Annotated in this window: 16 protein-coding genes; 10 read left to right on the top strand and 6 right to left on the bottom strand. The window is 67.6% G+C overall.

From position 1 onward, the window contains the following. Nucleotides 1-7 precede the first annotated feature (7 nt). Both MRBLMU1_RS08445 and MRBLMU1_RS08440 read left to right on the top strand, forming a co-directional pair. Nucleotides 8-1,204 (top strand): alpha/beta hydrolase family esterase, encoded by a 1,197-nt coding sequence (locus tag MRBLMU1_RS08445; protein ID WP_363499667.1) that lies wholly within the window; start codon nucleotides 8-10, stop codon nucleotides 1,202-1,204. A gap of 238 nt (nucleotides 1,205-1,442) precedes the next feature. Beyond that, on the top strand, nucleotides 1,443-2,054 hold the full coding sequence (locus tag MRBLMU1_RS08440) for a pyruvate-binding protein (RefSeq protein WP_363499665.1): 612 nt from the start codon (nucleotides 1,443-1,445) through the stop codon (nucleotides 2,052-2,054). On the opposite strand, the gene MRBLMU1_RS08435 is transcribed toward MRBLMU1_RS08440, so the two are convergent. Both MRBLMU1_RS08435 and MRBLMU1_RS08430 read right to left on the bottom strand, forming a co-directional pair. Further along, complete coding sequence (locus tag MRBLMU1_RS08435; RefSeq protein WP_363499663.1) at nucleotides 2,051-3,055, bottom strand: alpha/beta fold hydrolase; 1,005 nt, start codon at nucleotides 3,053-3,055, stop codon at nucleotides 2,051-2,053. The genes MRBLMU1_RS08440 and MRBLMU1_RS08435 overlap by 4 nt on opposite strands. A gap of 122 nt (nucleotides 3,056-3,177) precedes the next feature. Beyond that, nucleotides 3,178-4,458: a putative Na+/H+ antiporter gene (locus MRBLMU1_RS08430; protein WP_363499661.1), complete on the bottom strand. Its 1,281-nt coding sequence runs from the start codon at nucleotides 4,456-4,458 to the stop codon at nucleotides 3,178-3,180. A gap of 137 nt (nucleotides 4,459-4,595) precedes the next feature. Here MRBLMU1_RS08430 and imuA point away from each other — a divergent pair, with 137 nt between their 5' ends. The 3 genes from imuA (at nucleotide 4,596) to MRBLMU1_RS08415 (ending at nucleotide 7,740) form a co-directional block, all read left to right on the top strand. Then, nucleotides 4,596-5,312, top strand: coding sequence for a translesion DNA synthesis-associated protein ImuA (gene imuA, locus MRBLMU1_RS08425; RefSeq protein WP_363499659.1), 717 nt, complete (start codon nucleotides 4,596-4,598; stop codon nucleotides 5,310-5,312). Continuing rightward, a complete protein-coding gene (locus tag MRBLMU1_RS08420) occupies nucleotides 5,245-6,723 on the top strand; it encodes a Y-family DNA polymerase (protein WP_363499657.1) in 1,479 nt (492 codons plus the stop codon). Before imuA ends, MRBLMU1_RS08420 begins: the two co-directional genes overlap by 68 nt. Nucleotides 6,724-6,972: 249 nt before the next feature. Then, complete coding sequence (locus MRBLMU1_RS08415; RefSeq protein WP_363499655.1) at nucleotides 6,973-7,740, top strand: alpha/beta hydrolase family protein; 768 nt, start codon at nucleotides 6,973-6,975, stop codon at nucleotides 7,738-7,740. 16 nt (nucleotides 7,741-7,756) lie between these two features. Here the strand turns inward: MRBLMU1_RS08415 and MRBLMU1_RS08410 are convergent, their stop codons facing one another. Together MRBLMU1_RS08410 and MRBLMU1_RS08405 are read right to left on the bottom strand one after the other, a co-directional pair. Continuing rightward, nucleotides 7,757-8,104 carry a hypothetical protein gene (locus tag MRBLMU1_RS08410; protein WP_363499653.1) on the bottom strand — a complete coding sequence of 116 codons (348 nt, stop codon included), beginning with the start codon at nucleotides 8,102-8,104 and terminating at the stop codon, nucleotides 7,757-7,759. 70 nt (nucleotides 8,105-8,174) lie between these two features. Then, on the bottom strand, nucleotides 8,175-10,055 hold the full coding sequence (locus MRBLMU1_RS08405) for a M61 family metallopeptidase (RefSeq protein WP_363499651.1): 1,881 nt from the start codon (nucleotides 10,053-10,055) through the stop codon (nucleotides 8,175-8,177). 285 nt (nucleotides 10,056-10,340) lie between these two features. On the opposite strand from MRBLMU1_RS08405, the gene MRBLMU1_RS08400 reads away from it, so the two are divergent. The 5 genes from MRBLMU1_RS08400 to coaD all read left to right on the top strand — a co-directional run bounded on the left by MRBLMU1_RS08400 (nucleotide 10,341) and on the right by coaD (nucleotide 15,854). Beyond that, on the top strand, nucleotides 10,341-10,799 hold the full coding sequence (locus MRBLMU1_RS08400) for an Hsp20 family protein (protein ID WP_090314987.1): 459 nt from the start codon (nucleotides 10,341-10,343) through the stop codon (nucleotides 10,797-10,799). Between the two features lie 233 nt (nucleotides 10,800-11,032). After that, complete coding sequence (locus MRBLMU1_RS08395; protein WP_363499648.1) at nucleotides 11,033-12,562, top strand: DegQ family serine endoprotease; 1,530 nt, start codon at nucleotides 11,033-11,035, stop codon at nucleotides 12,560-12,562. Nucleotides 12,563-12,614: 52 nt separating this feature from the next. After that, the gene (locus tag MRBLMU1_RS08390; RefSeq protein ID WP_209716789.1) at nucleotides 12,615-13,274 is read left to right on the top strand and encodes a response regulator; all 660 of its coding nucleotides are present in this window, start codon (nucleotides 12,615-12,617) and stop codon (nucleotides 13,272-13,274) included. Beyond that, the gene (locus tag MRBLMU1_RS08385; protein ID WP_363499646.1) at nucleotides 13,271-14,662 is read left to right on the top strand and encodes an ATP-binding protein; all 1,392 of its coding nucleotides are present in this window, start codon (nucleotides 13,271-13,273) and stop codon (nucleotides 14,660-14,662) included. The genes MRBLMU1_RS08390 and MRBLMU1_RS08385 overlap by 4 nt, the downstream gene beginning before the upstream one ends. A 31-nt stretch (nucleotides 14,663-14,693) precedes the next feature. Next, nucleotides 14,694-15,854 carry a pantetheine-phosphate adenylyltransferase gene (coaD, locus tag MRBLMU1_RS08380; protein WP_363499644.1) on the top strand — a complete coding sequence of 387 codons (1,161 nt, stop codon included), beginning with the start codon at nucleotides 14,694-14,696 and terminating at the stop codon, nucleotides 15,852-15,854. A 15-nt stretch (nucleotides 15,855-15,869) separates the two neighbouring features. On the opposite strand, the gene MRBLMU1_RS08375 is transcribed toward coaD, so the two are convergent. Both MRBLMU1_RS08375 and MRBLMU1_RS08370 read right to left on the bottom strand, forming a co-directional pair. Continuing rightward, nucleotides 15,870-16,616 (bottom strand): tetratricopeptide repeat protein, encoded by a 747-nt coding sequence (locus MRBLMU1_RS08375; RefSeq protein ID WP_363499642.1) that lies wholly within the window; start codon nucleotides 16,614-16,616, stop codon nucleotides 15,870-15,872. Nucleotides 16,617-16,630: 14 nt separating this feature from the next. Beyond that, nucleotides 16,631-18,727, bottom strand: a complete 2,097-nt coding sequence (locus MRBLMU1_RS08370) for a bifunctional 2',3'-cyclic-nucleotide 2'-phosphodiesterase/3'-nucleotidase (protein WP_363499640.1) — start codon at nucleotides 18,725-18,727, stop codon at nucleotides 16,631-16,633. Nucleotides 18,728-18,740: the final 13 nt, after the last annotated feature.

Below are 18,740 nucleotides of genomic sequence, written 5' to 3'. Positions count from 1 at the left end.
CGATCCGATGAAGAGTGCCGCTGGTTTGCTGCGTAGTCTGGTGCGTACCGGCACACGTCAGAGCAAGTCCGTCAACAAATTGATGACGGCCTTGTTCAAGGCCGCCACGCCGCCGGCGCCCAAGCGCAAGCGGGCGCCGGCGGCCAAGGTGGCCAAGCCCAAGGTCGCCAAGGCCGCGACGGCGGCCGTCAAGCCGGTCAAGGTCCCGCCGGCGAGGGCGGCCGCGCCGCGCGCCGCCACCGCCAAACCCCGTGCCGCCACGCCGGCGCCGCACACGCCGCCCGCGCCGGGCAAATGGCTGGCGTCGCACCACGCGATGCCGGCCGGGGTGGGCACGCCCGCGCACCGCCTCGGTTACTGGCTCTACCTGCCCAACAATATTCCCGAACAGACCGCCCGCAAGGGTTTGCCGCTGGTGGTGATGCTGCACGGCTGCCAGCAAACCGCCACCCAGTTCGCGCAAGGCACGCGCATGAACCAGTGGGCCGAGCAGATGGGTTACGCCGTGCTGTATCCGCAGCAATCGGTCAGCGCGCACGCGCAGCGTTGCTGGAAGTGGTACGACCGCGCCACGCAGGAGGGCGGCGGCGACGTGCCGATGATCGTCGGCATGGTCAACAAGGTCATGGCGGAATACGCGATCGACCGCTCGCGCATTTACATCGCCGGCATTTCGGCGGGGGCCGGCATGGCCAACATCGTCGCGCTCAACCACCCACGGTTGTTCGCGGCGGTCGGCATGCATTCGGGCCCCGTGTTCGGCGCCGGCCACAGCCAGATGGGCGCGCTAGGCGTCATGCAGCACGGCGGCGGCATGCGCGCGGACCTGGCGGTGCGCGAAGTGCTGATGCGCCAGCCGCATTTCCCCGGCATGCCGATGATCCTGATCCAGGGCGAGGGCGACAGCGTGGTGCGCCCGATCAATCAGGCGCAACTGGTCCGCCAAAGCCGGGCGCTGAACGGCATAGGCGCCGTCGCGCAACCGAAGACCACGCTCAAATCGCAGGGCCGGGGCGGGCGCCACAACGCCCACCGCATCCACGACTTCTACGACGGCAGAAAGCTGCTGCTGCGCGTGGCGCAGATCGAGCAGCTGGAACACGCCTGGAGCGGCGGCGACGAAACGCTGGCCTACAACACCAAGGCCGGCCCGGACGCCAGCAAGATGATGATGGAATTTTTCAACCGCCACCAGCGCGCCTAAAACCCCGGAACCCCGGGGGTCAAGTCTGTCATTCGGACACGGGCTGATCGGCCGCGTGCTCGTGTTCGTGTCCGAATGTCAGACTTGACCCCCGATTGGTGGGGGGGCAAACAACACTAAAATGTTGATGTTGGTTCATTTTAGTTATTATATTGAAATAATAGTTTCCAATTGGTACAATGATTGTGTGAGCGCGGGCGCGTTCGCATTGTCATGTTAATAAAAAATAAAGGTGCCAATGTCTATCCGTAAATTCGCCGCCGCGGCCGCGCTGCTCGGCGCCAGTCTTTGCTCCCACGCCGCCGTCACCGTTTTCTCGGATAACTTCGACGCCGATCAGACCACCAACAACGCCACCCGCTTCGTCCATGGCTGGACGGTGACCGATGGCACCGTCGATGTCGATGGCACCGGCTTCGTCCACAACGAGATGCCCGGCAACGGCCATTACGTCGATCTGGACGGCTCGACCAAGCGCGCGGGCGTGTTGAGCAACAGCTTCACCGCCGGCGCCTGGGGACTCTATACGTTGAGCTTTGATCTCGCCGGCAACCAGCGCAACTGGGGCTCGGACACGGTCGAGGTCACCTTCGGCACCACCCGCCAGACCTTTGTGATCGGCCAGTCCGATCCGATCACGACCAGGACGCTGACCTTCACGCCGACCACCACCGGCGTGTATGGCTTCAGCTTCCACAACCTGGGTGGCGACAACCGCGGCGCCTTCCTGCACCAGGTGACGATTTCCGCCGTGCCGGAGACCGATACCTATGCCATGCTGCTGGCCGGCCTGGCGTGCGTGGGCCTGGTGGCCGGCCGCCGCAAGCGCCAGGACCGGCCGTTCCGCTAGTTAATTTGCTTTAGCATCTCCAGCACGGCCGCCGTCACGGCGGCCGGCTGCTCGCTTTGAATGGCGTGCCCGGCCCCCGGCACCACGCGTTGCGCGCCTTTGGTCGACAGCGCCGCGAGCTCCTTGTGGAGCTTTTCGTTTTCATCCTCCATGGCCTTGTTGGCCGCGCTTTGCGGCTTGCTCGGGTCCGCGTACGGGCTCACGCCGCGCGTGAGCACCAGCAGCGGCAGGTCGCCGAAGGGCTTGCGCAAGGCGCGCAGTTGCTCGTCGCTGGCGCCGAAGCCCTGGTATTCGCCCACCACCGTGCTCCAGTACGCCTTCTTTTTCATCGACGCCAGCACTTGCGGGCCCAGCACCGGGCCGTAGAAGTCGACCGGATCGCCGATGCAGCCGGCCATCGCCTTGCCGCCCGGTTTGAAGCCTTTGGTCGCTTCGCGCAGGCATTCCGCGTTGTGCCCGGCCACCATCGCGTAGACCTTGTCGATCATGCCGCCCGAGGCCTTGTTGGTGCGCGTGGTTTCGTCCTCGGTCTGCGGCTCGACCAGCACCATGCCCTTGACCTCGCCGGGATAGCGGTAGGCGAACACTTGCGCGTTGGCGCCGCCGATCGAGTTGCCGACCAGTAGGTAAGGGGGCTTGATGCCGGCGGCGGCCAGCCCCTTGTGCAGGTCCTCGACCACGTTTTGCGACGTGTTGGGGCGCTTGGCCGGGTCGCTGAAGCCGTAGCCGGCGCGGTCGTACACGCAGGCGCGCGTGTGCTTGGCGACCTCGGGCTGGACCTTGAACCAGGCCCAGCCCGCATCGCCGGCCGGACCGTCGAACAGCACGGTGGTCGCGCCGCTGCCGCTGCAGTACAGATTGAGCTTGCGCCCGCCGATGTCGACGCGCAGCTGCGGTTTGGCGAAGGCGCCGTCGGTGGCTTGCGCCTCGGCCGCGTGGGCGAACGACGGCAGGCAGACGGCGGCGCCCAGCAACAAGCATCCCAATGGTGTGGTTCTCATGATGTATCCCATCCCTGATAGTTGGCGGGTGGCAATGTCGCGCCCGTGAAGTTGGATATTAGAATCATTTTAATGATCGGACATCATTTTTTGATAAGTACCGCCACGCGGGACCTTCCGGCCTACAGCAGCAGGAAGGCGGCCGCCGCGACGATGGTCGGTCCCAGCGCGCCGAGCAGCAGGCCGACGGCGCCGATCGATTCGTCGTTGAAGCCGCGCCGCAGCAGCGACGCGCCGGCCGGATTGGGCGCGTTGGCGATGACGGTCAGGCCGCCGCCGGCGACCGCGCCGGCCATCAGCATGTATTGCGACTGCGCGGAGATGCCCTGGATGAGCGAGCCGAGGTAGGTCAGCGCGGCGTTGTCGGTGATCGCCGTCAGTCCCAGCGCGCCGAAGAACAGGGCCACCGGCGACAGGCTTTCGACGATGGGCTGCAACCACCACTGCTGCATGCCCCCGAGTACCACCAGGCCGGCCAGGAAGAAACCCACCAGCAAGCCTTCCTTGATGATCAGCGGGTTCTGGTAGCGCTGGTAGGCCGACGTGAAGCCGAGGAACAGCATGAAGAGGCCGAGGAACAGCACCGGGTGGTGGCCGAGCAGGACCACGCCGGCCAGGAAGGCGAGGTGGATCAGGGTGACCGGCCATGGCACCGGCAGCGGTGTATCGATCGCGACCGCGTCCGCGTCCGCGCCCGGCGCGGCGGCGCCGGCCAGCGCGCGCAGGTGCGGGCGCAGCAGGAAGCCGACGACGGTGGCGTTGAACGCGACGGCGAGCGCCGCCTTCCAGCCGAAGTGGCTCACCATGTAGGCGCTGTCCCATTGCCAGGTCGAGGCGACCATCAGCACCGGCGGCGCGGCGTAGGCGGTGAGCGTGCCGCCGATCGAGACGTTGACGAACAGCACGCCGAGCGCGCCGTACTTGAGCCATTCGGGCATGCCGTCGCGGAAGATCAGCGGCGCCAGCATCAGCGCCGCCAAGGTCATCGCGGCCGGCTCGGTGATGAACGAGCCGGTCAGCGGCACCAGCGCCAGGCCGAACCAGGCCAGCGCCAGTTCGGTGCGCACCGGCAGCGCCCCGGCCATGGCGCCGAGCACGCGGCGGACGATGTCGAGCACCGGGCGCGAGGCGGCCACCACCATCACGGTGAAGACGAACAGCGGCTCGGTGTAGTGGCGCGTCTCGGCGTAGGCGATGGCTTCGTCGGGGCCGGCGAGCAAGGCCAGCGCGACGATCAGGATGAACGCCCAGAAGCCGAAGACGACCTCGACCTCGCCCAGCAGGTGGAACAGGCCGGCGTGGCGCGGATGGCGGCGCGACAGCACCTCGAAGGATTTGGCGGCGAAGGTGTGGAGCAGGGCCAGGCCGAAAATGACCGCGCCGACCAGTTGGATGGTGTGCAAAATAGTTTCCTGATGATGTTTCTTTGATGTCATGTTACAGCATGCCGCGCGCCAAACATATTGGGCCTTGCCAAAACGGGGTGGAAATAGTACTGTGTATTTGTACAGTATTTGCGCTACAATGCGCTGGTGAAATCATGAATCCCTCCGCCCTTATTGCCGCGCCGGAAACCGTCCATCCATCGCTATGGCGGGCGTCGCAACTGGCGCACAGCGCCACGCGCTGCGTCGACACCGGCTTTGCCGCGCTGTCGGCGCAATTGCCCGGCGGCGGCTGGCCGCTGGGCACCCTGATCGAGTTGCTGGTGCGGCAGCACGGCATCGGCGAATTGCGCCTGCTGCGCCCGGCGCTGGCCGCGCTGGGCAAGCGTCCCATCGTGCTGCTGCAACCGCCGCACGCGCCGCAGGCGCTGGCGCTGGCCGCGCTGGGGATAGCGCCGGAGCAATTGATCTGGATCCGCGGCGGCGCCCACGGCAACGGCGGCGGCGACGCCCTGTGGGCGGCCGAGCAGGTGCTGCGCAGCGGCTGTTGCGGCGCGCTGCTGCTGTGGCAGCAGCACGCGCGCGGCGAAACCTTGCGCCGGCTGCACCTGGCCGCGCAAAGCGCGGACACCCTGTTTTGCATGCTGCGCCCGCTGGCGGCGGCGCGCGAGGCCTCGCCGGCGCCGCTGCGCCTGTCGCTCGCGGCGGCGGCCGGCGGCGTCGACATCGGTTTCGTCAAGCGGCGCGGGCCGCAGCGCGACACCCCCTTGTTTTTACCTTTAACCCCTTCCTTGCTACAACGCCATGCGCCTCTGGATCGCCCTACACCTGCCCCGGCTGCCGCTCGAAGTGTTTTGCCCGCGCTGGTCTGACGACCACTGCACCGTCGTGCTCGAGCAGGAGCGGGTGGCGGCGATGTCGGAGTCGGCGCGCGCGGCCGGCGTCGAATTGGCCATGCGGCGCGGCGGCGCGCTGATGCTGGCGCCGCACGCGCGCTTCCAGCAGCGCGCGCCGCGGCTAGAGGCCGAGGCGCTGGACGCGGTGGCGATGGCGCTGCTGCAATTCACGCCGCAGCTGGCCATGGCCGAGGAGGCCACCTTGCTGCTCGACGTGGGCGCCAGCCTGCGCCTGTTCGGCGGCGTGCGCGCGCTGTGCCGGCGGATCGCCGCCAGCCTGCGCGCGCTGGGTTTCACCGCCGTGCTCGCTTGCGCGCCGACCGCGCGCGGCGCCTGGCTGTTGGCGCGCGCCGGCGCCGGGCGCGCGCTGACGGTGGCGTCGATGGCGCGGCGCCTGGCGCGCCTGCCGCTCGGCCTGTTGCCGCCGGCGCGGCCCCACCTGGACTGGTTCGAGGGCATCGGCTGCCCGACCGTGGGCGCGGCGCGCGCGCTGCCGCGTCCGGGCCTGCAACGGCGCTGCGGGCGCGCCTTGCTCGACATGCTGGACGACGCCCACGGCGAGCGGCCCGAATTGCACCAGTGGCTGGCGGCGCCGGCCGGATTCCGCGCCAAGCTTGAGTTGTTCGACCGCGTCGAGAACGCCGAGGCGCTGCTGTTCGGCGCGCACCGGCTGCTGCTGCAGCTGACCGGATGGCTCAGCGCGCACCAGTTCGCCGTCGAGCGCATCGTCTTGTCGCTAGAGCATGAGCGCGGCCGTGTGGCGCGCGCGCCGACCGCGATCGAGGTGGTGCTGGCCGAGCCGACCTGGCGCGACGAGCATCTGGTGCGCCTGCTCAAGGAGCGGCTGGCCAAGCAGGTGCTGGAGGCGCCGGTGATCGGCCTGTGCCTGGAGGCGCCGCGGGTGCGGCCGATGGCGCCGCCGAGCGAGTCCTTGTTCCCCGAGCCGGGCGGCAGCAAGGAGGACTGGCAGCGCCTGCTGGAGTTGCTGACCGCGCGGCTGGGGCCGGAGAACGTGTTGCGGGCGGCGCCGCGCGCCGATTACCGGCCCGAGCACGCCAACGCCTGGGTCGGCGCGCAGGACAAGACACGGCCGGCCGATGCCCGCGCCCAGTTGCCGCCGGACATGCCGAGCCTGCCGCGTCCGGCGTGGCTGCTGGCCAAGCCGATCGCCTTGCTGATGCGCGACCACCGGCCGTTCTATGGTTCGCCGTTGAAGATCGTGTCGACCGGCGAGCGCATCGAGGCGGGCTGGTGGGCCGAGATGCAGACGCGCGATTATTTCATGGCCGAGGGGCAGGACCATGCGCATTATTGGTTGTACCGGGAGCGCGGCGGCAACGACGCCGAGGCCGTCACGCGCTGGTATTTGCATGGGTTATTCGGCTGAGACAACACGTTGAATGCTGAAAATCGCGGAGACACGTAGGGCGGATTAGCGCAGCGTAATCCGCCAATGCGTCTCGGCGGCGCACGCATTGGCGGATTACGACGTGCCGCCTCTTAAGGCCTACCGGCAGGTAGGCCGCCTCCTTCGGAGGGCCCCCGGGGCGGATTGGCGGGCCTCGCCCGCTAATCCGCCCTACGTGTTTCAATGGTCTTTCATGTATTCTTGGGGGAACTCATTCAGGGAGCCAACATGCGATCACAACGACAGGAATTCCCCGGCGCCGACGGCGCCAAACTGGCCGCGCGCCTCGACGCGCCGGACGGCGACGATGCCAACATCAAGGCCTACGCCCTGTTCGCCCACTGCTTCACGTGCGGCAAGGACGTGTTCGCCGCCAGCCGCATCGCCCAAGCGCTGACCGCCCACGGCATCGCCGTGCTGCGCTTCGACTTCACCGGCCTGGGCGCCAGCGAGGGCGAGTTCGCCAACACCAATTTCTCGTCCAACCTGGCCGACCTGGTGGCCGCCGCCGACTTCCTGCGCGCGCACTTCGCCGCGCCGCGCCTGTTGATCGGCCACAGCCTCGGCGGCGCGGCCGTGCTGGCCGCCGCCGACCGGATGCCGGAGGTGGCCGCCGTCGTCACCGTGGCCGCGCCCAGCGATCCGTCCCATGTGACCGGCCTGTTCAGCGCGCACCTGGACGCGATCGCGCGCGACGGCGAGGCCCAGGTGCAACTGGCGGGGCGGCCGTTCCGCATCAAACGCCAGTTCGTCGAGGACGCCGGCGGGCACAATTTAAAGGTCAAGGTCGCGGCGCTGCGGCGCGCGCTGTTGGTGATGCACGCGCCGGGCGACGACACGGTGCCGATCAGCAACGCCGTTGAGATATTCACGGCCGCCAAGCATCCGAAAAGTTTCGTCTCGCTCGACAGCGCCGACCACCTGCTGACCCGGCGCGAGGACGCCGTCTATGTCGCCGACCTGATCGCCGTCTGGAGCGGCCGCTACCTCGAATGAACAGCGTGGTTGAACCTTATTCGTCGCCGAATTCCTCGGCCAGGTCTTTCCAGCCCTTGCCGGCGGCGAAGGTGTTGAATTCGTCGGGCGATTCGAGCACCAGCAATTTGCTCTCCTGCAGCACCGGGTCGCCGGCCGTCAGCGCCGGGCCCTTGTAGCCGACCGTGCGCAGCTGCGCGACGACGGCGTCGATCAGTGACTTGTCCTTGTGCAAGCCGCTGATCGGGCCGGCGAAATCGACGTAGACGTCGATGGCGCCGTAGCCTTCGTCGAAGATACGGATCGCCTTGGCGTCGTGGGCGCGGCCGGAGCCGTCGGTGGCCTTGAAGGGGCCGCTCAGTTGGATGTCGGTGTCTTTGTTCATACCGCCAGCATACACCAAAACCGACCAAAACCGCCCGCGCGCGGGACGCCGGGACGGCGTTGACCCGGGCTTACTTAAGCGGCTTGAGGATGGCCTCCAGCCGGTCCGGCGTGCCCGGGATGCGCTCCAGGCGTGGATATTTCAGGCCGCCGTGGTAGTCGAGCGCGTAGGTCTGGTACAGACCGCCCTTTTTGACCAGCAGCTGGATCGGCTCCTTGCCGTCCTTGGCGGCGGTGACCGCCGCGCGCAGCACCTCCGGCTTGTAGGCGCGGCCGTTGACCGCCAGCAAGGTCGAGCCGCCCGACATGCCGGCCTGGAAGCCGACGCCTTCCCACATGAACGCTTCGAGCTTGCCTTCGGCGCCGACCGAAAAGCCCAGCGAGTACTGGAAGTTGGCCGACTTGCTGAGTTCCTCCTGCGCCTTGAGGAAGGGCGTTTGCTGCTCGGCGTAGACCAGTTTCCAGCCGGCGCGGGCCAGGCCGTCGAGCGGCGCGCCGGGGCCGTGGCTTTCCACGCGGCTGCGCAGGAATTGGGCCCAGTCGTACGGCTGCACCGCGTTCAAGGCCGCCACCAGCTCGTCGAAGGTGTAGTGCCTGGCGACGCGGGCGCCGTCGTCGACGCCGAAGAAGGCGCGCGCGAAATCGTCGAGCGAGCGCTTGCCGTTGGACAGTTCACGGATGCGGGTGTCGGCGTCGAGCCAGATCAACTGGCCTTCCTGGTAGTAATCCTCGCCGCGCTGCCAGTTGTTCCACACCTGCGGGCGGCGGGCGTTGACGATCGGATCGTAGGTGGTGTCCTGCACCGCGCGCCACTCGCGGCCCTTGACGTTGTCGAGCCGCGCGGCCGAGGCGGCCAGCAGGTCGCGCGTGTTCTCCGGCTTGATCAGCCCCGAGCGCGCGGCCAGCACCGCGCCCCAGTACTGGGTCTGGCCCTCGTAGACCCACAGCAGCGAATTGTCGAGCGGGGTGTTGAAGTTGGGCACGTCCTGGCCGGCCGGGCGGCGGAACTTGCCGTTCCACGAGTGCACGAACTCGTGCGACAGCAGCTCGCGCCGCGCCTCGTACTTGGCCCATTCGGTGAAGTAGCCGAGCTTGACGCCGTTCTCGCTCGACTCGTGGTGCTCGCGGCCGATGCCGCCGAATTCGTCGCTGATGGCGAACAGGAAATCGTAGTGGCGGTAGTGTTTGGAGTCGAACAATTTATAGGCTTGCTGGATCAGCGCGCGGTGCGGCGCGATCTGTTCCGGCGTCGCCGCCAGCTGCTCGGCGCTGTCGGCCACCATGTTCAGGTGCACCGGCACCTTGGCGCCCGGATCGAGGTCGACGCGGCGGAAATAACGGCCGGCGAACAGCGGCGAATCGAGCAGGGTTTCCAGGTCGAGCGGCTTGAAGGCGATCTCGTCGCCGTTGCGCGCGGCCGTCTCCAGCGCGCTGCCGAACTGCCAGCCGGGCGGCACGGTCAGGTTCGGCTGCACGGTGATGTTGCGGCTGCGGTAGCCGGCCGGATACAGCGCCAGCGATTGCCACTGCACGCCCAGGATGTCGGCGGTGAAGGTGGTGCGTCCCTGGTTGGGCTCGATCGGCGACAGGTACTGGAATTCGACGTCGACGGCGGTGGCGTCGGCCGGCACGTCGATGGCGAAGGCCCAGACGTTGAGCGGGTCGCGCTTCCAGTCGAGCGGCTTGCCGTTGGCGCTGGCCTTGAGGCCGGCGAACTGGTTGAGCGCGCCGCTGGGCCCGTGGTTGGCCACCACCCACTGCGGATACAGCAATGTCAGCTTGCCGGGCTTGGCCGGGATGGTCTGGCGCACGCGGAAGATTTGCTGGGCGAAGTTGCTGGCGTCGACCTTGAGCACGATGGTGCCCGGATAGGGCTGCTCGGAGATCGTTTCTGCCTGGGCGCTGAAGGCGGTGGCCAACAGGATGGCGAGTGCGGCACGGGTAGGGGACATGAGGCGGCGTAAAAGATTGGACAAGAGAAAGAGTTTAGCACGCGGGCAAGTCGACAAATGCCCCGGGAATCCATGGAGGACGTCGCGTTCGACTGGGCGTCCGGGCGCGGCGTACGGCGAGCGCAAAAAAAATCCAAAAATTTTTCAAAAAAAGTGGGCCGCTGGGGATGTCGAAGGCGTTTTTCAAGGCCTTGAAAGCCCCGAAAAACGACCTATATCGGACTCAGTGGTCGCCCAGATGGGGGCCACGATTCCATATCGCTTAACTTGAAAAGGATATTTATCATGCGTACTTTTGACCTCACTCCTCTGTATCGTTCCGCTATCGGTTTTGATCGTCTGGCACAACTGCTGAACGATGCCCAGCGGGGAGATTCCGCACCAAGCTACCCGCCTTACAACATCGAGCTGGTCTCCGAAGACAAGTATCGGATCGTGATGGCGCTCGCCGGCTTCGACCGGTCGGAAATCGACATCACCTTCGAACGCGATTCGCTGCAGGTGGTCGGCCGCAAGCAGAAGGACGCCACCGAGCGCACCTATCTGCACCGCGGCATCGCGGCGCGCGACTTCGAGCAGCGCTTCCAGTTGGCCAACCACGTCAAAGTGACCGGCGCGTCCTTCGACAACGGCATGCTCACCATCGAACTGGTGCGCGAGATTCCGGAAGCCCTCAAGCCACGTAAAATCGTCATCGACGGTAGCGACAACGTCGCGGCTCTGGAGCAACGCCAGGCGGCGTAATCCGGTTGTAGGGTGTGCGCCTTCGGTGGCACACGAGTAGGACCAACTGGCCGGTTTATCCGGCCAGTTGCACGTCCACCCGTCGGCCACGAGCCGCCACCGGCCCAACCAGAAAATTGCAAAACAAACATTGTTTGTAAGTATTTGTATCGATAACAAAGGTTAAGTGGCGTCTAAGTTTTTTGCCTCATATTGAATACATCTACAACACCTCATTCAATTCAGGAGTGCATATGTCCCCAACTACTTCGTCCGGATCGAAGACCGCCAAACGCGCAGTCGCCGCCGTGGCCGTGCTGGCCGCGATCGGCGCGGGCGGCGCGGTGGTGGTCCACCAGAACAGCGCCACGGCCGCCGGCGGCGGCGCTCCTGTCGCCGCCGTGGCCGCCGCGCCGGCCGCCACCCAGGCCGCGCCGCAGGCCGTGCCGGCGCCCAGCATCTCGCTGCCCGACTTCAGCGTCGTGGCCGCGCACAACGGGCCGGCCGTGGTCAACATCAACGTCACCGGCAGCATCAAGACCTCGTACGACGGCGGACCGCAAGGCCGCGGCGACGCCTTCGGCGACGACCCGTTCATGGAATTCTTCCGCCGCTTCCAGGGCCAGCAGCCGCGCGGCCAGCGCGAGATGCCGACCCACGGCATGGGCTCGGGCTTCATCATCAGCGCCGACGGCATCATCCTGACCAACGCCCACGTGGTGCGCGACGCCCGCGAAGTGGTCGTCAAGCTCACCGACCGCCGCGAATTCCGCGCCAAGGTGCTCGGCTCCGATCCGAAGACCGACGTCGCCGTGCTCAAAATCGACGCCAAGAACCTGCCGGTCGTGCCGCTGGCCAAGACCGACAACCTGAAGGTGGGCGAGTGGGTGCTGGCGATCGGCTCGCCATACGGCCTCGACAACACCGTCACCGCCGGCGTGGTCAGCGCCAAGGGCCGCACCCTGCCAGACGACTCGTACGTGCCGTTCATCCAGACCGATGTCGCCGTCAACCCCGGCAACTCGGGCGGGCCGCTGTTCAACACCCGTGGCGAGGTGGTCGGCATCAACTCGCAGATCTACAGCCAGACCGGTGGCTACCAAGGATTGTCGTTCGCGATCCCGATCGACGTCGCCACCAAGATCAAGGACCAAATCGTCTCCAAGGGCAAGGTCGAACACGCCAAGCTGGGCGTGACGGTGCAGGAGATCGACCAGAGCTTCGCCGAATCGTTCAACCTGGCCACGCCGGAGGGCGCGCTGGTGGCCAACGTCGAGCGCGGCGGCCCGGCCGACAAGGCCGGCCTGCGTCCGGGCGACGTGGTGCGCACGATGAACGGCCAGAAGATCGTCAGCTCGATCGACCTGCCGGCCATGGTCGGCCTGGCCGAGCCGGGCTCGAAGATTAACCTGGAGGTGTGGCGCAACGGCAAACTGGTGCCGCTGACGGCGACCCTGGGCAACGCCAACGACAAGGTCGCCACCGCCGCCCTCGACCGGCCCGACCAGTCCAGCGCCAGGCTCAAGCTGGGCTTGTCGCTGCGTCCGCTCGACCAGATGGAAAAACGCCAGTCCGGCATCCCCGGCGGCCTGGTGATCGAGGACGCCGGCGGCGCCGCCGCCAACGCCGGCATCCAGCCGGGCGACGTGCTGCTGTCGGTCAACGGCCTGGCGGTCAACACCGTCGACCAGGTGCGCCAGGTGGTCGACAAGTCCGGCAAGTCGGTGGCGTTGCTGATCCAGCGCGGAGATGAGAGAATCTTCATCCCGGTGCGACTGGGGTAATCCAAACCGGCTGAACTAGCGGAATTCGACAAAAACAAGAAAGGAACACACTATGCGACTTCTGCTGGTGGAAGACGACACGATGATCGGCGAGGTGGTGCTCGACCTGCTGCGGGCCGAGCACTACGCGGTCGACTGGGTCAAGGACGGCGCCATGGCCGACACCGCGCTGCAAACCCAGACTTACGACCTGGTGCTGCTGGACCTGGGCCTGCCGCGCAAGGACGGCCTCGAGGTGCTACGCTCGATGCGCGCGCGCAAGGAGCTGACGCCGGTGCTGGTGGCCACGGCGCGCGACGCCAAGGAGCAGCGCATCGCCGGCCTCGACGCCGGCGCCGACGACTACGTGCTCAAACCGTACGACCTCGACGAGCTGCTGGCGCGCATCCGCGCGCTGCTGCGCCGCTCGGCCGGGCGCGCCGAACCCGTGTTCGAGCACGGCAACGTCTCGGTCAACCCGCAAACGCGCGAGGTCATCGCCGACGGCAAGCAGGTCAACCTGTCGGCGCGCGAATGGGCCGTGCTCGAAGCGTTGATCGCCCGCCCCGGCATCGTGCTGTCGCGGCACCAGCTCGAAGAGAAACTGTACAGCTGGAAGGACGAGGTCAACAGCAACGCGGTCGAGGTCTACATCCACGGCCTGCGCAAAAAGCTCGGCGCCGAGCTGATCCAGAACGTGCGCGGCCTCGGCTACATGGTGCCCAAACTATGAGGGTGAAGGTCAAGATGCCGTCCTTGCCGCGGGTGCCGGTGGTCACGCACTCGCTGCGCGGCCGCCTGCTGTGGTTCCTGCTGGCGGCCATCACGATGGCGGCCATCGCCCAGGCGCTGATCGCCTACCGCAGCGCGCTGAGCGACGCCGACCAGATCTTCGATTACCACATGCAGCAAATGGCCATGTCGCTGCGCTCGAGCGCGACCCTGACCAACAAGGCCGCCGACGCCGTGGCCGACCCCGAGAACGACGACCTCGTGGTGCAGGTGTGGACGCCCGACGGCGCCCAGGTGTTCCGCTCGCTGTCGCGCGCGGCGCTGCCCCAGCGCGCCGTGCTGGGCTTTTCCAACGTCAAGGCCAACAACACCACCTACCGCATTTTTTCCGTGCAAACCAGTAACCAGACGGTGCAGGTGGCGCAGGACATGGCGGTGCGCCAGCGCATGGCCGGCACCTTGGCGCTGCGCACGGTCGGCCCGATCGCCGTCATGGCGCCCATCCTGATGCTGGTGGTGTGGTGGGTCGTCAGCGGCTCGCTGGCGCCGGTGTCGCGGGTCAAACGCCAGGTGGCCGCGCGCCAGGCCGACGACCTGTCGCCGGTGTCGGAGAACGACCTGCCCGACGAGGTGCTGCCGCTGGTCCATGAACTCAATTTGCTGTTCGGCCGCGTGCGCACCGCCTTCGAGGCGCAACAACACTTCGTCGCCGACGCCGCCCACGAGCTGCGCTCGCCGCTGGCCGCGCTCAAGCTGCAGGTGCTCAGCCTGGGCCGCGCCCAGGACGAGGCCGCGCGCAACGTCGCCATCGGCCGCGTCACGGCCGGCATCGAGCGCGCCACCCGGCTGGTCGAACAATTGCTGGTGCTGGCGCGCCAGGAGGGCTCGGTCGACGACGCCCGGCTCGAGGCGGTCAGCCTGTCGGACCTGGTCAAGCGCACCCTGGGCGACATGGCCGGCCTGGCGCAGGCGCGCCAGATCGACCTCGGCCTGCACCACGCCGACGACGCCGGCGTCGACGGCCAGCCCGACGCGCTCATCATCCTGCTGCGCAACCTGGTCGACAACGCCATCAAGTACACGCCGGCCGGCGGCACGGTCGACCTCGACCTGCGCCGCGTGCCCGGCGTCAAGTCGGCGCCGGGACGCGTGATCCTCAGCGTCGAGGATTCCGGCCCCGGCATCCCGGCCGACGAGCGCGAGCGCGTATTCAACCGCTTCTACCGCGTGCCCGGCAGCGAGGCCGGCGGCAGCGGCCTGGGGCTGGCCATCATCAAGTCCATCGCCGAGCGCCACGGCGCCGTGCTGACCCTGGACCGGTCCGACCGTTTGGGCGGGCTGAAGGTCAAAGTCGATTTTCCCGAGACCGCGAGGCCCACTCCGGTCTAAAATGCCCCTTTGACACAGGTTGGAGCGGCGTATGAAGAAGATCGGCTTTTCGGGGACGCTGGACCCGATCACCAACGGCCACATGTGGGTGATCAACGAGGCGCGCTCGATCGCGGACGAGGTGGTGGTGTTCCTGTCCGAGAACACCGCCAAAAAACCCAAGTTCACGGCCGAGGAGCGCAAGAGCATCATCGCGCTCAGCTGCGCCGAGCAGGGCTGGGACAACGTGCAAGTGGTCATCGTCAAGGGCGACTACACGGCGCGCGCGGCCAAGAAGCACGGCGCCGACTGCCTGATACGCGGCATCCGCACCACCGCCGACTTCGACTACGAAAACCTGATCCAGCAAACCAACGTCGACGTGCTGCAGGGCGCCAAGACCATCTTCGTCATGCCGCCGCGCGACCTCGGTTCCGTCAGCTCGAGCTTCGTCAAGGCGCTCGAGGGGCCGATCGGCTGGAACTGGATCATGAAGAAATTCGTGCCCGGGCCGGCCTACCACGCCTGGGTGCTCAGCTGGCTGCGCAAGGAATGGGAAACGCTGTGGGACTACGCCCACGCCGACGCGCCGGCCATCGCCCACGCCGACCAATGGTTCGTGCGGCTGACCGGCGCCACCGCCTACGGCGGCGCCGAGCGCCACTACCACAACCTCGACCACCTGGTGCACGGCCTGTGCGAGATCCGTGCCTGGGCCGCCAACACCGATCCCGAGCCGGCCGACGTCGACATCGTCAAGCAGGCGTTCTGGTTCCACGACGCCGAGTACGGGCGGCGTGGCGCGCCGGGCGAGCCGACCAACGAGGAGGCCAGCGCCCAATTGTGGCTGGGCAGCCACCTGGCGCAGCAGATGGACGACGCGGCGCAACTGATACGGGCCACCGACCACTTCCAGGAGGCGTCGGTGACGCACCGGCTCAAGGACGTCATGCTCAGCGTCGACCTGGCCATCCTCGGCCAGGACGACGAGGTGTATCAAAATTACGCGCGCGGCATCCGGCGCGAATACAGCCACCTGCCGGACGTCAAATACCGGCAGGACCGGGGCGGCGCGCTGGCGCACCTGTGCCGCAAGGCCGAGGCCGGCCAACTATTCGGCAACGCCTATTTCTCCGACACCTACAACGAGCGCGCCATCGCCAACATGCGGCGCGAGATGGCGACCCTCGACAACTCCGGGGTCAGGACCTGACCCCGGAGTATGGAATTAAAAACGGTTCCAGTTGTTGCGGCGGTGCTCGGTCGCCTCCTTGAGCAGGTAGCCGGCGCGGCGCTGGTCCCTGGCGCTGTGGGCGTCGCCCAGCTGCACCGTCATCGCCAGTTCCTGCAGCGCCGGTGGGTATTCGTGCTCGGCCGCTTCCTCCAGCAGTGCGCGCGCCTTCGCCGGGTCGCGTGCCACGCCGCGCCCCTCGACGTAGAAATACGACAACAGGAACATCGCGTGCGCGTTGCCGCCGTCGCTGGCGGCCTGCAGCCAGCGCGCGGCCAGCCGGTCGTCGCGCGCGACGCCATCGCCGTTCTTGTAGAGCTGCCCCAGCACCAGCGCCGCCCGCGCGTGGTGTTGTTGCGCCGCCAGGGCGTACCACGGCGCGGCCGCCGCCGGCTGCGCCGCCACGCCGGCCGTGCCCAGCCGCAGCAGCTCGCCCAGCTGGAACGCGGCCTCGACGTCGCCGCCGCGCGCCGCCCGCTCGAACAGCTTCACCGCCTCGGCGCGCTGCGCCGGCCGGGTCTTATACAGCAGCGCCAGCTCGCGCTGGGCCACCGGCATGTCCTGCCGCGCCCACGCCATCAGCTTGCGCTCGGCGCTGGCGTCGGCCTGCTGCAGCGCCTTCATGCCCACCGTCTCGATCTGCGCCGGATCGGGCGGATCGCGCTGGATCTGGCAACCCTGGGTGCCAAGCAGCAGCGCCGACGCCAGCACCGCCACCAAGACCGCCGCCGGATGGTGTTTCATCGTCGCCCCCTGGTTTATTTGCTCAGATCGATCGTGTACTTGGCGAAGCCGCTCGCGTCCAGCGCGCCCTCGGCGGTGACGGCGGCGATGCCGCTGCTTTTCGCCAGCGCCAGGTGGCCCGGCGCCGAGCGCAGGATCACCGGCCCGGCCGTGGCCGTCTTGACGAAGCTCCAGCTGCGCGCGCTGCCGTTGCCGGCCAGCGTGACCTTGCCGGTCGACGCCCCCAGCGCCGCCAGGTAGTTGCTGACCACGGTCTGGTTGGCGTCCGGCGACTTGATGATGGTCTTGCTGCCGTCGATGCCGGGCACGGCGCCGCCGCCGCCGGCGCGGTAATCGTTGGTGGCGACGATGAAGTCGTCGCCGTCGGCCACCGGCTTGCCCAGGTAGGTCAGGTTGACGATGCGCGCCCCGGCCGGCTTGGTGACGTCGATCTGGTACGTCAAGGCGTTGTTCTCGGCGTAGAACACGTCGTAGTTATAGATCGTGCCATAGCTCGGCACCAGGTCCTGCTCGGCGGTCTTGGCCGGATCGATCTGGCCGAACTGCTTGGCGGCCGTCTCCAGCCAGGCCTTCAGGTCGCTCCCCTTGATCTTGACCGCCTGCAGGTTGTTGTTGCTGTACAGGTAAAGGTCGCCCGGATTGCGCACCTGCAGCCCGACCGGCGCGGCGGCGCTGGCGCCCGGCGCGACGTCGGTGAAATCGGACGGCCCGTTGCGCCCGGCCTTGAACGGCGCGCTGCACGAGATCACCGGAATGTTCTTGTAGCTGGCGATGGTGGCGTCGGTGCTGGTGGCGATGAATTTCTTGACGTAGTCGAGCTGCGCCTGGTTGACCAGCTGGATCGCGCTGACGTCGCCGGCCAGCGCGAAGTAGGCCGACATCTCGAAGTCGGTGGCCACGCCCAGCGGCTGCCTGGCGTAGGCGATGGTGGCGGCGTGCTCGGCGGCCACCAGCGGCGCGATGGCCGGATCGGCCTTGACGATGGTGGCGCCGTCGGCGTACTTGAAGCCGCGCGACTCGACCGTCGTCTTGGCCGGCTGCACCACCCACTTGCCGCCGGTGTAGGCCAGGGTCATCTTGATGATGCCCAGGCGCCGGCCCCAGCTTTGCGCCATGACGGTCGGCACGCCGTTGACGAAGCCGTTGACGGCGTCGATCTTGGCGCCGGCCGGGAAGGCGGCGAACGAGGCGTCCAGCGCGGCGGCGCCCGGCTCCTTGCCTTTCGGGAAGATCAAGTGCGAATGGCCGATCAGGAGCGCGTCGATGCCGGTGGTGGTCAGGTGGTAGCTGCCGTTCTCCATCTTCGGGCTGTACGGGCTCGGATCGAGGCCGCCGTGCGACAGCGCCACGACCAGGTCGGCGCCCTTGGCGCGCAGCTCGGGTACGTACTGTTTGGCCGCCTCCTGCACGCCGGTCACGGCGACCTTGCCGGCCAGGTTCTTCTGGTCCCACTCGAGGATCTGCGGCGGCACAAAGCTCAGCAGGCCGATGTTCATCTTGACGTCGAACTTGCCGCCGTCGGGCGCGGTGGCCGAGAAGGTGCGCGGCAGCACCACGTACGGCTGCACGATGGGCTTGCCGCTGGCCACGCCGGTGACGTTGGTCAGCGCCAGCGGGAAGGCCGGGGCGCCGCAGGTGCCGGACGGCTTGGCCACGCCGGGGATGCCGAAGTCGGTGTTGGTGATCTGGCTCAGCAGCGGCAAGCCGTAGTTGAATTCATGGTTGCCGAAGCCGCCGCCGTCGTACTTCATGGCGTTCATCGCCTTGTGCACGGCCATCGTCTCGGCGCACGGGATCGGCTTGGTGACGGCCTGCAGGTCGCCCAGCAGCGTGCCCTGGATGGTGTCGCCGTCGTCGAGCAGCACGTTGTTGGGCGTCTCGGCGCGCGCGGCCGCCACCAGGGTGGCGGTGCGCTCGAGGCCCAGGCTGGTGTCCTCGGCCAGCGAGTAATAGTTATAGCTCATCACGTTGGCGTGGATATCGGTGGTCTCCAGCAACGCCAGGGTCACGGTCGAGCCCTCGGGGATCGCCGGGGCCGGATTGGACTCGCCGCCGCACCCGACCACGCCCGCCGCCACCAACGCCGCCACCATCACCGAATTCGTTCTCATCGCACCCTCGAAA

Origin of the sequence: Burkholderia sp. LMU1-1-1.1 (assembly GCF_040675865.1) — a bacterium.
Lineage (GTDB): Bacteria > Pseudomonadota > Gammaproteobacteria > Burkholderiales > Burkholderiaceae_D > Rugamonas.
Note: the sequence above shows the minus strand (reverse complement) of the source record. Positions and strands in the feature narration are given on the sequence as shown.